This window comes from Streptomyces omiyaensis (genome assembly GCF_014650895.1).
Lineage (GTDB): Bacteria > Actinomycetota > Actinomycetes > Streptomycetales > Streptomycetaceae > Streptomyces > Streptomyces omiyaensis.
The window spans coordinates 168,000-181,396 of sequence record NZ_BMVV01000004.1; the positions used below are offsets into that span (position 1 = coordinate 168,000).

Genomic DNA, 13,397 nt, shown 5'->3' on the forward strand with positions numbered 1-13,397 from the left:
CGGTCCGGGCACGGACGGCGGCGTGATCGTGGTGGGGGGCGGGGTCGTCGGGCTGACGACGGCGGTGACGCTCGCGGAGCGGGGCCTGCGGGTGCGGGTCTGGTCCCGGGACCCGGCGGAGGCGACGACCTCGGCGGTGGCGGGCGCCCTGTGGTGGCCCTACCGGATCGAGCCGGCGGAGGAGGCCGGGGCCTGGGCCCTGGAGTCGCCGGCGGTGTACGGGGAGCCGGCCGCGGCGGCGCCGGTGGGGGTGAACTGCGCGGGGCTCGCCGCCCGCGAGCTGGGGCCGGACCACGGGCTGCGGCCGGTGCGGGGGCAGCTGGTCCTGGTGGAGAACCCGGGGATCGAGGAGTGGTTCACGGCGGCGGACGCCGGGTCCGCGCGGACCACGTACTTCTTCCCGCAGCCGGGGCGGCTGGTCCTCGGCGGGACGGCGGAGGAGGGGGCGGAGGAGCCGGTGCCGGACCCGGCGACGGCGGCGGGGATCGTGGCGCGGTGCGCCCGGGTCCGGCCGGAGATCGCCGGGGCGCGGTGCTCGGTCACCGGGTGGGGCTGCGGCCGGCACGGGCGGGGTGCGCCTCCCGGCGGAGCCGCTGCCGGGGGGCGGGCTGCTGGTGCACCACTACGGGCACGGGGGCGCCGGGGTCACGGTGGCGTGGGCGTGCGCGCGGCGGGCGGCGGAGCTGGTGACGGGCCGACCGGCCGGAGGCCCCGTCCGGAGCGGACGGGGCCTCCGGCGTCGTGCGGGCCGTGCGGCGGGACGGGGCGCGCCCCGCGCGGGGTCACTTCCAGAGCGGCGGGGCGACGACCTCGTCGGCTCGGGCGCACTGGTCGGCCCTGCGCTCCAGGGCGGTGGCGCGGGCGGCGGCCCGGCGGGCCTCCTCGCGGGCGCCGAGCCGCTTGAGCTGGGCGGCGCGGTCGCGCTCGTCGCGCGCCTGGTTCTTGAGCTGCTGGACGTTGCAGGTGCGGTGCGGTGCCGCCTCGGCCGCCGGGGCGGCCGCGGTCTGCCCGAGGAGCAGGCCCCCGGCCAGCAGCGTCGTGGCGAGCAGGGCGGGCAGGGTGCGGCGCGCGGGCGTCGCGTGGTGCATGTTTCTCTCCAAGTCGGGGCCGTGGCGGCCCTCGTGAGGCATGGTCAGTACCGGTCGGTAACTTTACGTGCCCCGAAGGGACCGAACGGACACGAACCGCCGTATCCACCTGATCGTCAGCACTCCTCCACAGAACGCCCACCGACGAGGTGATGGCGCGCGCGGGCGTCGAGCAGCAGCGGGACGAGGCTCCGCTGCGACTGGCGCAGCGGCACGAACGCGCCGCCGCCGGGCTCCCGGCGCACCGCCACGCCGTGCAGGGCCAGTTCGTCGCCCGCGGCGGCGTACTGGACGGCGTCGAGGCGGTAGCCGCAGGGCGGGTCGGCGAGGACCTCGCCGGGCCCGGGCGGCGCGTTGTCGGCGCCGCCCAGGTGGACGGGGCCGCGGTCGGCGAGACCGGCGAGGCGGGCGGCGGCGGTGGCCCCGGCGAGCCGGCCGCCGCGCTCGGAGACGTACGCGAGGACGTCCTTCAGGACGGTGCGGTGGGTGGCGACCCTGCGGCGCTGGCCGAGCGCGGGGTCGCGCTCCTCGGCCTCGCCGAGCGGGTCCTCGCGGGTCTCGGCGAGGAGCGCGGCGATGTGCTTGATCCCGGCCGTGTTGCGCAGGATGCGTTCCTGGCCGTCGCCGGCGACCTGCCGGACCGGCCCTCCGGTGAGCGGATCGGTCCAGATGCCGTAGACGCCGTGGGTGTACCCGGCGAGGCCGGCACCGGGGCGGACGTACTCCTCCGCGAGGGCGTGGGACTCGGCGTGGACGCGGGCGTCGGTGTCGAGGCCGCGCGGCCAGAGGACGAGCAGGTCCTTGTCGTAGTACCGGGGGGTGGCGGCGTACTCGTGGAGGTCGTGGACGAGGTCGGGCCGGCGGTCGCGGAGCACGGCGGCGAGGGCGCGGGCCTCGGCGGTGCGCAGGGCGAGGTGGTCGCGGTTGACGTCGATGCCGGCGGCGTTGCCGCGGGTGCCGGCCTCGCGTCCGTCGGGGTTGGCGTTGGGCACGACGAGGACGGTGGTGCGGGAGAGGAGGCGCAGGGTCGCCGGGTCGCGGGCGCCGGCCAGGTCGCGGACGGCGGTCAGGCACGCCTCGCGGCCGGCGGGTTCGTCGCCGTGCTGGCCGCAGACGAGCAGGACGGTCACGGCGCCGTGCGCGGCACCGAGGGCGGCGAGCCGCAGCGGGCGGCCCTGCTCGGTGGTGCCGACGGTGGTGACGGAGACCCGGTCGTCGCCCCGGTCGACGGCGGCGAGGAAGTCCCGCTCCTCCGCGTCGGTGGTCCACCGGGCGCCGCCGCTCGTCTCGAAGCCGGTCCTCGGCGGGGCCGGCGCGTCGGGGCCCACCGCCTTCGCCGGCGAGGTGACGAGGGGCAGTCCGAGCACGGCGGTCCCGGCGACGAGGGCCAGGGCGCGGCGTGCGGTGCGGTGGCGCGGCGGCATGGCCCGGAACGTACTCGCAGCGCCCGGCGGGACGGAAGACCCCGTACGGGAAACGGGTGAACCGGAGCTTCGTGTCGGCCGAATGGCGATCGTGTGACGGGGGGCGCCCTTTACGTGACGCTCCGTCGCGTGCTTCATAGAGTCCGGACTAAGGACCGACGCCCACCCACGCGTCTTACGTTTCTTACGACTTGGGGAGCACCCGTGCACCGCAGACTCATCGTTCCGAGCGCCCTGGCGGCCTCTCTGCTGCTGGCGATCCCGGCATCGGCGGCCGACTACGTCCCCGGCGCGCCGGGCATCGGCGACTCCTACTACCCCGCCAGCGGCAACGGCGGCTACGACGTCTCCCACTACGACCTGCGCCTGAAGTACCAGCCGGCGACCGACCTCCTGGAGGGCACGGCGACGATCCTGGCGCGGACCACGCAGAACCTCTCCCGCTTCAACCTGGACCTGGGGCTGAAGGCGGGCGAGGTCAGGGTCGACGGCCGGCTCGCGAAGTTCACCGCCACCGGCGACCACGAGCTGGAGATCGTCCCGGCCGTGCCGCTGCCGAAGAACAAGCAGGTCACGGTGGTGGTCCGGTACGCGGGCAAGCCGTCCGAGTTCAAGGTCGACGGCTGGTCGGCCTGGCACCGCACCCCGGACGGCGGCGTCGCCGCGCAGGAGCCGGACTCGGCCGCCTGGTGGTTCCCCTCCAACGACCACCCGCGGGACAAGGCCACCTTCGACGTGTCGGTCTCGGTCCCGGACGGCACCCAGGCGATCAGCAACGGCGTGCTCCAGTCGCAGTCGTCCCGGCTCGGCTGGACGCGCTTCAACTGGCGCTCCGACAAGCCCCAGGCGACCTATCTGGCCACGCTCGCGGTCGGGAGGTTCGACATCACGACGGACACGACCGCGAACGGCCTGCCCGTCCTCAACGCGTACAGCAAGGACCTCGGGGGCAACGCGGGCGCGGCCCGTGCCTCGATTGAGCGGACCGCCGAGGTCGCGGAGTGGCTGGAGGGAGTCTTCGGCCCCTACCCGTTCAACGCGCTCGGCGGCTACGTCCCGAACGTGACCAGCGGCTACGCGCTGGAGACCCAGACCCGGCCGTTCTACAGCCCGCGCCAGTTCGCGAACGGCGCCAACGTGTCGGTGGTCGTGCACGAGCTGGCCCACCAGTGGTACGGCGACAGCGTCTCGGTGCGCGACTGGAAGGACATCTGGGTCAACGAGGGCTTCGCCCGCTACGGCCAGTGGCTGTGGTCGGAGAAGGAGGGCGAGGGGACCGCCCAGGAGCTGGCGGACTACGTGTACGCCGTCCGCACGGCCGAGGACCCGTTCTGGACGGTGCGGCCGGGCGACCCGGGCCCGGACAACCAGTTCCACGTCGCCGTCTACGACCGGGGCGCGCTGGCCCTCCAGGCGCTGCGGAACGAGATCGGCGACGAGGACTTCTTCGCCGTCCTCAAGGGCTGGCCGCAGCGGTTCGCGCACGGCAACGCGGGGGTCGCGGACTTCGTCCGGTACGCCGAGCAGGTCTCCGGCAAGCCGCTGGCCGCGCTCTTCGACACCTGGCTGTACCAGCCGGCCAAGCCCGCCTCCGGACCGTCGCCGGCCGCCGCGGCCGCCCCGGCGGGGGCGGACGCGGCCCCGGCGAGGACCGTCCGGTCGAAGCCCGTCCCGCCGAAGTCGTGGAAGAAGATCGCCGCGACGGACACGGTCCACGCGCACGAGGACCACTGAGGCACCGCCCGGGAGGCCGTCCGTCAGCGCCCCGCGCGGCGGGCGGCCTCCCGGGCGCGCCGGGCGAGCGGCAGGTAGCGCAGCCGCTCGGGCAGGACCGGGACGACGAGCCGCACGGTCCGGGCGAGGCGGCGCAGCCGGCGCTCCTGCTCCGGCGTCCACTCCAGGCCGATGGCGGCGCGGGCGTCCGGCGGCATCAGGCCGACCGTGAGGAAGGCGCGGATCCGCTGGAAGGGACGGCGGAGCAGCGGCCAGAGGGGGCGCAGCGCGAGCCGCAGGAGGAGCGGGCCCCGGTCGGGGGCGGGCACGGGGGCGTCCGGGTCGATGAGCTCGCGGACGACCGCGGTGGCCTCCAGCTCCTCGGCGAGGACCTTGCGGTAGTACGGCCAGAACTCCTCGGCCGTCCGCGGCATGTCCCGGTCGTGGATGCCGAGGATCCGGCCGACCTGGAGCCACTCGGCGTACAGCCGGCGGTCCTGCGCCTCGGTGAGGGGCCGGTGGAGCAGGGCCAGGCCGTGGCGGTAGACGGGGTAGCCGGTGGCGTGGACCCAGGCGTAGTAGGCGGGCGTGAGGGCGTGGTAGCGGCGCCCGTGGGCGTCGGTGCCCCGGATGTCCCGGTGCAGGGCGCGCAGCCGGCGCCCTTCCACGACGGCGTCCTCTCCCCCGTACACCCAGAGCTGGACGGAGCGCAGGGAGCGCTCGCCGCGGCCCCAGGGGTCGGTGCGGAAGACGGAGTGCTCGTCGACGCCGGCGCCGATCGCGGGGTGGGCGACCTGCATGGTGAGGGCGGCGGGGAGCATGAGCAGCGCGCGCACGTCGCCGGCGACGCTCCACAGGACGCCGCCGACGGGCGGCGGGACGGGGTCGGCGGGGCGCGGGCGGGCACCGGCGCCGGTCTCCGCACCCGCCGCTCCGGTCTCCGCACCCTCTCCTCCGGCCCCGGGTCCGGGTCCGGCCGCTCCGGCCCCGGGTCCTGCGGTCACTCCGTCCATACGGGGGTCCCCCTTCCTTCTCGCCTCGGTGGCCGTCCTTCCAGGATGCGCGCCCCGGGGCCGTACGACGACGCCGGGGCCGTTCCCGGGGCTCTCGCCCCGGGAACGGCCCCGGCGTGGTGAGGTGCGGGTCGGTCGCGGTCAGGCGCGGTCGGCGCCGACCGGCTCGCCGACGATGCGGCCCGCGAGGGCGTGGGCCCAGGCGTCCACGTCGGCGTTGAGCTCGCGCTGGGCGGCCTCGCGCTCGGCGGCGATCTTCGCGGTGCCGGCGGCGAGGATGCCGTCGCGCTCCGCCTGGCCCTCGGCGCGGGCGGCGGCGATGGCGGCGGAGCCCTCCTCGACGGCCTTGGAGCGGATCCGGGCGGCCTCGTGGCGCGCCTCGGCCAGCTCGGCCTCGTACTGGGCGCGGATCTCCGCGGCCTCGGCGCGCAGGTCGTCGGCGCGGCCGGTGGCGCCTTCGGTGGCGTCCTCGCGCTGCTCGATCGTGCGCTTGATCTTCGGGAGGATCACCTTCGCCAGGAAGAAGAAGGTCAGGAAGAACACGGCGAAGCCGAGGATGAGCTCGGCCCAGACCGGGTTGAGCGGGCCGAGGTCCATGTCGAAGATCTTGGCGTTGGAGGCGAGGGTCGTCATGGCGCGCATCCTACCTGGTCCCCGGAGCGGCGGATCGTACACCCCCGCGATCGTTGGCGCGCTCGTACGACGCGGGCAAGATTCCCGGCACCTAAAGGCTACCGGAAGGTAACTACGGCTGGTTGTATGGCCCGCGGCCAGTCCAACCCCCCACCACTCGACGGGAGTTCACGTGTCCCTCAGCACGTTCCGCCGCATCCCCGGTGTCGCCGTGTCCCTCGCGCTCGCCGCCTCCGCCCTGGCGGCGACCGCCCCCGCCGCCCCGGCCGCCGGGACGCCGCGCGTGAAGGTGCTCACGTACAACGCCTTCCTCTTCTCGAAGACCCTCTACCCGAACTGGGGACAGGACCACCGGGCCCGGGCGATCCCCGCGGCCGGCTTCTTCCAGGGGCAGGACGTGGTGGTGGTCCAGGAGGCCTTCGACAACTCCTCCTCCGACGCCCTCAAGGCGAACGCCGCCGCGGCCTACCCCCACCAGACGCCCGTCGTGGGCCGGTCGAAGAGCGGCTGGGACGCCACCGGCGGCTCCTACTCCGCCACCACCCCCGAGGACGGCGGGGTGACGATCCTCAGCAAGTGGCCGATCGTCCGCAAGGAGCAGTACGTCTACAAGGACGCGTGCGGCTCCGACTGGTACTCGAACAAGGGCTTCGCCTACACGGTCCTCGACGTGAACGGCAGCCGCGTCCACGTCGTCGGCACCCACGCCCAGTCCACCGACCCGGGCTGCTCCGCGGGCGAGGCGGCGCAGATGCGCAGCCGCCAGTTCAAGGCGATGGACGCCTTCCTCGACGCCAAGGACATCCCGGCGGGCGAGCAGGTGATCGTGGCGGGCGACATGAACGTCGACTCCCACACGCCCGAGTACGCCTCGATGCTCGCGGACGCGGGGCTGGCCGGCGCGGACGCCCGCACCGGCCACCCGTACTCCTTCGACACCGCGCTGAACTCGATCGCGGCGGACCGCTACCCGGACGACCCGCGCGAGGACCTGGACTACGTCCTCCACCGGGCCGGCCACGCCCGCCCGGCGAACTGGACCAACCACGTGGTCCTGGAGTCGACCACGCCGTGGACGGTCTCCAGCTGGGGCACGAAGTACACGTACACCAACCTGTCGGACCACTACCCGGTGACCGGCTTCTGACCGCACGCCCCGGGACGCGCGGGCCCGGGGCGGCGAGCCTGGGACGTGCGGGGCCGGGGCCGCCGGTCCGGAGCCGGGACCGCCGGCCGGACCCGCCGGCCGGGGCTCTCCGGCCCGGGGGTCCGGCCGGCGGGTCCGCGGCCGGGCGGCCGGTCAGAGGCCGGGGCCGCCGAAGAGGGTGTACGCCCAGGCGGCCACGGCGATGCCGACCAGCACCAGCACCGCCCAGGAGCCGGCACCCGTGTGCCGGCTCCTCCCCTCCCGCGCCTTCCGCCCCTCGCGCCCCTTCCGTCCCTTCGCAGGGCGCCGGGGCGCGGCGGTCCGCCGGCCCGGCCGTCCGGCCCGCGACGGGCCCGCGTCGGGCTCGGCCGCGGCGGCCACCTCGGCGAGCATCCGCCGGCAGACGGTGGCCAGCTCGGAGACCGGCGCCGTCAGGTCCACCACGACCTCGGTCCTGGCCGGTGCCGTCGTCCCCCCGTCGAGCAGCCGCCCGGCCCGCAGCAGCGCCTGGTCCTTGCCCCCGGTGGGGCCGAGGCTGATCCACCGGCCCACGTGCTCGCCCCGGATCACGACGCCCCCGCCCCGCTCCCGGTACACGGTGTGCTCCCGCCACAGGACTCCGGCCAATTCCGAAGCGGTCTCCCTGAGTTGCGCGTACATCCCACTCCCCTGTTCCGCCCGCGGACGCGGACCGGCCGCCGACTCTAAACCCCCTCGGGCGTCCCGACGCCCCCGCCCCCGCCCCCGGGCCCCGCTCCGCCCCCTCAGCCGTCGAAGTCGTACACCGTGACGGCCACGCCCCGCGCCGACAGCCGCTCGCGGACCAGCGGCTCCACCCGGTCCCAGGTGCCGCCCGCGAGGCCGCAGCCGATCCGGGGCATGTGGACGGAGGCCCCCAGCTCGACGGCCTTGTCCGCCAGCAGGCCGAGGGCCGTGTCGATCGCCTCGTACCGCACGGGCGCGGGGCCGACGCGGCCGACGCGGATGCCCCGCTGCCCCACCAGGTTCGCCACCCACAGCCCCGGCTCCACCGGGACGAACTGCGCCGCCCCGAGTCCGAAGTCGCCGGTGGCCCGGTCGCGGTACCAGCGGCGGTAGGCCGCTTCGGGCTCCGGCCAGCGGTGCGAGACGGCGCGCACGAAGCCCCGGCCCCAGGCGCCCGCGTCGTTGCAGACGTGGGCCACGATCCGGGGGCCCTCCCCGCGGGGCGCGGTGGCGTCGCCCCGTATGCAGTCGATCACGGTCATGGGGTCACCGTAGGGCGGGGCACCGACAACGCCCGTTGGAGGTTCCGCCCAGGGGGCGGCGCGGGGGTGGTGGGGTCGGCCGGTTGCGCGGGGGGCGGGCCGGGGTTTGGATCTCGGGAGTCCTGAGCGCGTGGGGTGCGAGGAAGGGGGAGCGGCATGCTGGACGGCGTCACGCCCTGGCCCGAGGAGTTCGTCGACCGGTACTGGGCGGCCGGGTACTGGCGGGGGAACACGCTGGACGACCTGCTGCGGGGGCGGGCGCTGGAGCACGGGGCGCGGACCGCGCTGGCGGGGGGCGGGGAGCGGCTGACGTACGCGCGCCTGAACCGGTGGGTGGACCGGATGGCCGCCGGGTTCCTGCTGCGGGGGGTCGCCCCGCGGCAGCGGGTCGTGGTGCGGCTGCCGGACGTGCCCGAGTTCGTGGTCGGGCTGTTCGCGCTGATGCGGGCCGGGGCGGTGCCCGTGGTCTGCCCCGTCGGGTACCCGACCGAGGGGGTGGAGCGGCTGGTGCGGCTGACCGAGGCCGCGGGGTACGTGGGGCTGTCCTCGTACGAGGGGGAGGACCGGCGCGCGGCGGCCGAGGGGATCGCCGCGCGGAGCCCCTTCCTGCGCCGGGTGTTCACGCTGGACGCGCCGGGCGGGGCGTCGCCGTACGGCGGGCTGGCGGCCGACTCGTCGGGATGCCTGTACTTCCCGCTGGGCGCGGTCGACGCGCCGCCCGGTCCCGTGCCGCCGCGGAGCTCCGCCGACGTGGCCCTGCTGCTGCCGTCCGCGCGGCCCGGGGAGCCGCTGCTCGTGCCGCGCACCCACGACGACTACGCCCACCAGGCGCGGGCGGCCGCCGCGGCGGTGTCGCTGGGCGAGGACGACGTGCTGCTCGCCGTCTCCCCCGCCGGGTCGCCGCTCGCGCTGGGCTGCCCCGGCGTCGTGGGCGCGCTGGCGGTCGGCGGCACGGTCGTGCTCGGCGACGGGAACGGAGGAGCCGGCGCGGAGGGGCCGGTGACGGTGGTGGCGGGCGGCGACGGGGGCGGCGGGCGCGGCGGGAGGGCGCGGCTCGTGCAGGTCGCCCACGCGGGGCCGGGCTGCGACGGCGCGCAGCGGGTCGTCGCGCTCGCCGAGGGGGTGGTCCTCCTCGACGGGCGGCCGCTGACGCCCGACGACGAGTTCCGGGTGGCCGGCCCGGACGGCGCGGACGCGCCCGAGGGCGAGCTGCTGGCCCGGGGGCCGTCCGTCCCGCGCGGCTACTACCGCGCGCCGGACGCGAACGCCCGCGCCTTCGCCCCGGACGGCTTCCTGCGGACCGGGCTGCGGGCCCGGCGGGCGGCGGACGGACGGCTGATCGTCAACCACGGTTGACACCCCCCGAATGTCAACCTACATTGACGGCATGACCGATGCGACCGATCTCGCCGCACGGGCGGGCGACCGCGACCCCCGGGTCGGACTGCGGGCCGTCTCCGCCCTCCGGCGGCTGTTGGAACAACTGGAGGCCGTCCAGGTGCGCAGCGCGCGCAACCAGGGCTGGTCCTGGCAGGAGATCGCGACCGAGCTGGGCGTCAGCCGGCAGGCCGTCCACAAGAAGTACGGGAGGCAGTGATGTTCGAACGGTTCACGAAGGCCGCGCGGGCCGTGGTGACGGGCGCCGCCGAGCACGCGGAGCGCGACGGCGGCGCGACCGTCACCCCCGAGCACCTGCTGCTGGCCCTGCTCGACCGCGAGGACACCCGCGCGGCGGCCGCGCTCGGCCGGCTCTGCCCGCCCGGGCGGCGCCCGTCCCTGCTCGCCGCCCTCTCCGACGCCCGCCGCAGGGCCGGACTCTCCCGGGCCGACACGGAGGCCCTGGCGGACCTCGGCATCGACGTCGGCGCCATCGTCGACCGCGTCGAGGAGACCCACGGGGCCGGAGCCCTCTCCGGCGGGCGCAGGGGCTCCGGCCGCCGCACCTTCTCCCGCGAGGCGAAGGCCGTGCTGGAGAAGTCGCTCCGGGTGGCGCTGGCCCGCAAGGACCGCGAGATCGGCGACGAGCACCTCCTGCTCGCCCTCACCGCCACCGGCGGCGTCGTCGCCGAGGCGCTGGCCGACCACGGCGTCACCTACGCGGCCGTCGACGCGGCGCTCGCCGCACCCGCCCCGCTCTGAGCCCCGCCCGGACGGGCCCCGGGGAACGACTCCGGGGCTCCCGGGCTCCGGGGTCTTTTACAGCACTGGTGAGACAGCAATACTGTTGAACCATGGAGGACGCGAGCGACGAGGGACTGCTGCCCGGCTACACCGTCGACGAGCTGGCCGCGCGGGCCGGTGTCACGGTGCGGACCGTACGGTTCTACGGGACGCGGGGGCTGCTGGCGCCGCCGGTGATCGGCCCCCGCCGGGTCGGCCGGTACGGTCCCGAACACCTGGCGCGGCTCGCCCTCATCGAGGAGCTCCAGCGGCAGGGCATGACGCTGGCCGCCATCGAACGGTACCTGGAGCAGCTCCCGCCGGAGCTGAGCGCCCAGGATCTCGCGGTGCACCGGGCGCTGGTGGCGTCCTGGGCGCCGGAGTCCGCCGAGACCATCACCCGGCGGGAGCTGGAGCGGCGCGCCGGACGGGAGCTGACCGACCGGGACGTCGAACGGCTCGCCGCCATCGGGGTGTTGGAGGAGACCGGCGACACCGAGGTGTTCCGGCTCGACGGCACCCTGCTGCGGCTGGGCGTCGAACTCCTCGACGTGCCCATCGAGCACGAGACCATCCTCGCCTCCCGGACGGTGCTCCTGGACCACGCCCGTTCCGCCGCGCAGGAGTTGGCCCGCCTGTTCCAGGAGGAGGTGTGGAACCCGTACCGGGAGAGCGGGGAGGACCCGGACCACCTGACCGCCATGCGGTCGCTCTCGGCCCACATGCAGCCGATGGTGGTCCAGGCCCTCGTCACCGCCTTTCAGCGCTCCCTGAGCGAGGAGCTGCGGTCGGCCTTCAGGAGTCCGTGAAGGTCTCGCCGCGCTCGGCCTTCTCCACGAGGAGGGCGGGCGGGGCGAAGCGCTCGCCGTACGCCTCCGCCAGTTCGCGGGCGCGGGCCGTGAAGCCGGCCACGCCGCCCTCGTACCCGTTGATGTACTGGAGGACGCCGCCGGTCCAGGCGGGGAAGCCGATGCCCATGATGGAGCCGATGTTGGCGTCGGCGACCGAGGTCAGGACGCCCTCCTCCAGGAGGCGGACGGTGTCCAGGGCCTCGGAGAAGAGCATCCGCTCCTGCATGTCGCGGAAGGGGATCTCGTACCCCGGCCTGGTGAAGTGCTCGCGCAGGCCCGGCCAGAGCCTGCCGCGCCTGCCCGACTCGTCGTAGTCGTAGAAGCCGGCGCCGCCGCTGCGGCCGGGGCGGCCGAACTCGTCGACCATGCGGTCGATGACGATCTCGCCCGGGTGGGTGACCCAGGTGCCGCCCTCCTCCTCGACCGCCTTCTTCGTCTCGTTGCGGATCTTGCGCGGGAGGGTGAGGGTCAGCTCGTCCATGAGCGAGAGGACCTTCGCCGGGTAGCCGGCCTGGGCGGCGGCCTGCTCGACGGAGGCCGGCTCGACGCCCTCGCCGACCATCGCGACGCCCTCGTTGATGAAGTGGCCGATGACGCGGGAGGTGAAGAAGCCGCGCGAGTCGTTGACGACGATCGGCGTCTTGTTGATCTGGCGGACCAGGTCGAAGGCGCGGGCCAGGGCCTCGTCTCCGGTGCGCTCGCCCTTGATGATCTCGACCAGTGGCATCTTGTCCACCGGGGAGAAGAAGTGCAGGCCGATGAAGTCGGCCTGGCGCTCGACGCCTTCGGCGAGGACGGTGATCGGGAGGGTGGAGGTGTTGGAGCAGAGCAGCGCGTCGGGGCCCACGACGTGCTGGATCTCCTGGAACACCTTGTGCTTGAGCGCCGTGTCCTCGAAGACGGCCTCGATGACCGCGTCGCAGCCGGCCAGCGCCTGCGGGTCGGCGGTCGGGGTGATCCGGGCGAGGAGGGCGTCGGCCTTCTCCTGCGTGGTGCGGCCCCGGGCGACGGCCTTGGCGCAGAGCTTCTCCGAGTAGCCCTTGCCCTTGGCGGCGGCCTCGTCGGTGACGTCCTTGAGGACGACCTCGATGCCGGCGCGGGCGCAGGAGTAGGCGATGCCGGCGCCCATCATGCCGGCGCCGAGCACGGCGACCTTGCGGACCTGGCGCTTCTCGACGCCCTTGGGGCGGCTGGCGCCGGAGTTGACGGCCTGGAGGTCGAAGAAGAACGCCTGGATCATGTTCTTCGCCGTCCGGCCGGTGACCAGCTCGGTGAAGTAGCGGGACTCGATGGTCAGGGCGGTCTCGAAGTCGACCTGGGAGCCCTCGACGGCGGCGGCCATGATGTTGCGCGGGGCCGGATAGGGCGCGCCGGCCAGCTGCTTGCGCAGGTTGGCGGGGAAGGCCGGCAGGTTGGCCGCGAACTTCGGGTTCGACGGGGTGCCGCCGGGGATGCGGTGGCCGGGGAGGTCCCAGGGCTGGGCCGACTCGGGGTGGGTGTCGATGAAGGCGATGGCCTTGGCCATCATCTCCTCGGCGGTGACCGCCACTTCGTGGACGAGGCCGTTGTCGAGGGCGCGTCCGGGGGTGTACTGGGTGCCCTGGAGGAGGACCTTCAGCAGCGCGTCGGTGATGCCCATGAGGCGGACGGTGCGGGCGACGCCGCCACCGCCGGGGAGCAGGCCGAGGGTGACCTCGGGCAGGCCGATCTTGGAGCCGGGCGCGTCGAGCGCGATCCGGTGGTGGGAGGCGAGCGCGATCTCGTAACCTCCGCCCAGGGCCGCGCCGTTGATCGCCGCGACGACCGGCTTGCCGAGGGTCTCGATGCGGCGCAGGGCGCGCTTCATGTCCATCGCGGCGTCGAAGATGGGCCGGGCGTGCTCGGGGCCCGCCTGGATCATGTCCTTGAGGTCGCCGCCGGCGAAGAAGGTCTTCTTCGCGGAGGTGTAGATGATGCCCCGGACGGAGTCCTTCTCGGCCTCCAGGCGGTCGGCGACCGCCGTGATCGACGCCCGGAACGCCTGGTTCATGGTGTTGGCGGACTGGTTCGGGTCGTCGAGGACGAGGGTGACGATCCCCGTGTCGTCCTGCTCCCAGCGGATGGTGGTGCTCTCGCTCATGA

At 75.2% G+C, this 13,397-nt stretch carries 13 protein-coding genes and 1 pseudogene; 7 read left to right on the forward strand and 7 right to left on the reverse strand.

The genetic code is table 11. The annotated features are described in order from the left end of the window. Nucleotides 1–22: 22 nt before the first annotated feature. Nucleotides 23–692: pseudogene (locus IE287_RS08820) on the forward strand (FAD-dependent oxidoreductase); the annotation flags it as partial. Between the two features lie 90 nt (nt 693–782). Here the strand turns inward: IE287_RS08820 and IE287_RS08825 are convergent. Continuing rightward, on the reverse strand, nt 783–1,088 hold the full coding sequence (locus IE287_RS08825) for a hypothetical protein (RefSeq protein ID WP_189848363.1): 306 nt from the start codon (nt 1,086–1,088) through the stop codon (nt 783–785). Nucleotides 1,089–1,204: 116 nt separating this feature from the next. After that, entirely contained in the window at nt 1,205–2,512 is a 1,308-nt protein-coding gene (locus tag IE287_RS08830; RefSeq protein ID WP_189848364.1) for a M14 family metallopeptidase, read from the reverse strand. 204 nt (nt 2,513–2,716) lie between these two features. Here IE287_RS08830 and IE287_RS08835 point away from each other — a divergent pair, with 204 nt between their 5' ends. Next, nucleotides 2,717–4,246, forward strand: a complete 1,530-nt coding sequence (locus IE287_RS08835; protein ID WP_189848365.1) for a M1 family metallopeptidase — start codon at nt 2,717–2,719, stop codon at nt 4,244–4,246. Between the two features lie 23 nt (nt 4,247–4,269). On the opposite strand, the gene IE287_RS08840 is transcribed toward IE287_RS08835, so the two are convergent. Continuing rightward, complete coding sequence (locus IE287_RS08840; protein ID WP_189848366.1) at nt 4,270–5,238, reverse strand: oxygenase MpaB family protein; 969 nt, start codon at nt 5,236–5,238, stop codon at nt 4,270–4,272. Between the two features lie 141 nt (nt 5,239–5,379). After that, complete coding sequence (locus IE287_RS08845; RefSeq protein WP_189848367.1) at nt 5,380–5,871, reverse strand: F0F1 ATP synthase subunit B family protein; 492 nt, start codon at nt 5,869–5,871, stop codon at nt 5,380–5,382. A gap of 172 nt (nt 5,872–6,043) precedes the next feature. On the opposite strand from IE287_RS08845, the gene sph reads away from it, so the two are divergent. Next, the gene (sph, locus tag IE287_RS08850) at nt 6,044–7,018 is read left to right on the forward strand and encodes a sphingomyelin phosphodiesterase (protein ID WP_189848368.1); all 975 of its coding nucleotides are present in this window, start codon (nt 6,044–6,046) and stop codon (nt 7,016–7,018) included. A gap of 153 nt (nt 7,019–7,171) precedes the next feature. On the opposite strand, the gene IE287_RS08855 is transcribed toward sph, so the two are convergent. After that, the gene (locus tag IE287_RS08855; RefSeq protein WP_189848369.1) at nt 7,172–7,678 is read right to left on the reverse strand and encodes a hypothetical protein; all 507 of its coding nucleotides are present in this window, start codon (nt 7,676–7,678) and stop codon (nt 7,172–7,174) included. A 104-nt stretch (nt 7,679–7,782) separates the two neighbouring features. After that, on the reverse strand, nt 7,783–8,265 hold the full coding sequence (locus tag IE287_RS08860) for a macro domain-containing protein (protein WP_189848370.1): 483 nt from the start codon (nt 8,263–8,265) through the stop codon (nt 7,783–7,785). Between the two features lie 156 nt (nt 8,266–8,421). Between IE287_RS08860 and IE287_RS39080 the strand changes: the two genes are divergently transcribed. The 4 genes from IE287_RS39080 (at nt 8,422) to IE287_RS08880 (ending at nt 11,234) form a co-directional block, all read left to right on the forward strand. After that, nucleotides 8,422–9,621, forward strand: coding sequence for an AMP-binding protein (locus IE287_RS39080; protein ID WP_189848371.1), 1,200 nt, complete (start codon nt 8,422–8,424; stop codon nt 9,619–9,621). A gap of 31 nt (nt 9,622–9,652) precedes the next feature. Then, nucleotides 9,653–9,862, forward strand: coding sequence for a helix-turn-helix domain-containing protein (locus IE287_RS08870; RefSeq protein ID WP_030315760.1), 210 nt, complete (start codon nt 9,653–9,655; stop codon nt 9,860–9,862). Continuing rightward, complete coding sequence (locus IE287_RS08875) at nt 9,862–10,404, forward strand: Clp protease N-terminal domain-containing protein (protein WP_189848372.1); 543 nt, start codon at nt 9,862–9,864, stop codon at nt 10,402–10,404. The genes IE287_RS08870 and IE287_RS08875 overlap by 1 nt, the downstream gene beginning before the upstream one ends. A 92-nt stretch (nt 10,405–10,496) precedes the next feature. Next, the gene (locus IE287_RS08880; RefSeq protein WP_189848373.1) at nt 10,497–11,234 is read left to right on the forward strand and encodes a MerR family transcriptional regulator; all 738 of its coding nucleotides are present in this window, start codon (nt 10,497–10,499) and stop codon (nt 11,232–11,234) included. Here IE287_RS08880 and IE287_RS08885 read toward each other — a convergent pair. Next, nucleotides 11,221–13,395 (reverse strand): 3-hydroxyacyl-CoA dehydrogenase NAD-binding domain-containing protein, encoded by a 2,175-nt coding sequence (locus tag IE287_RS08885; RefSeq protein WP_189848374.1) that lies wholly within the window; start codon nt 13,393–13,395, stop codon nt 11,221–11,223. The genes IE287_RS08880 and IE287_RS08885 overlap by 14 nt on opposite strands. Nucleotides 13,396–13,397 lie beyond the last annotated feature (2 nt).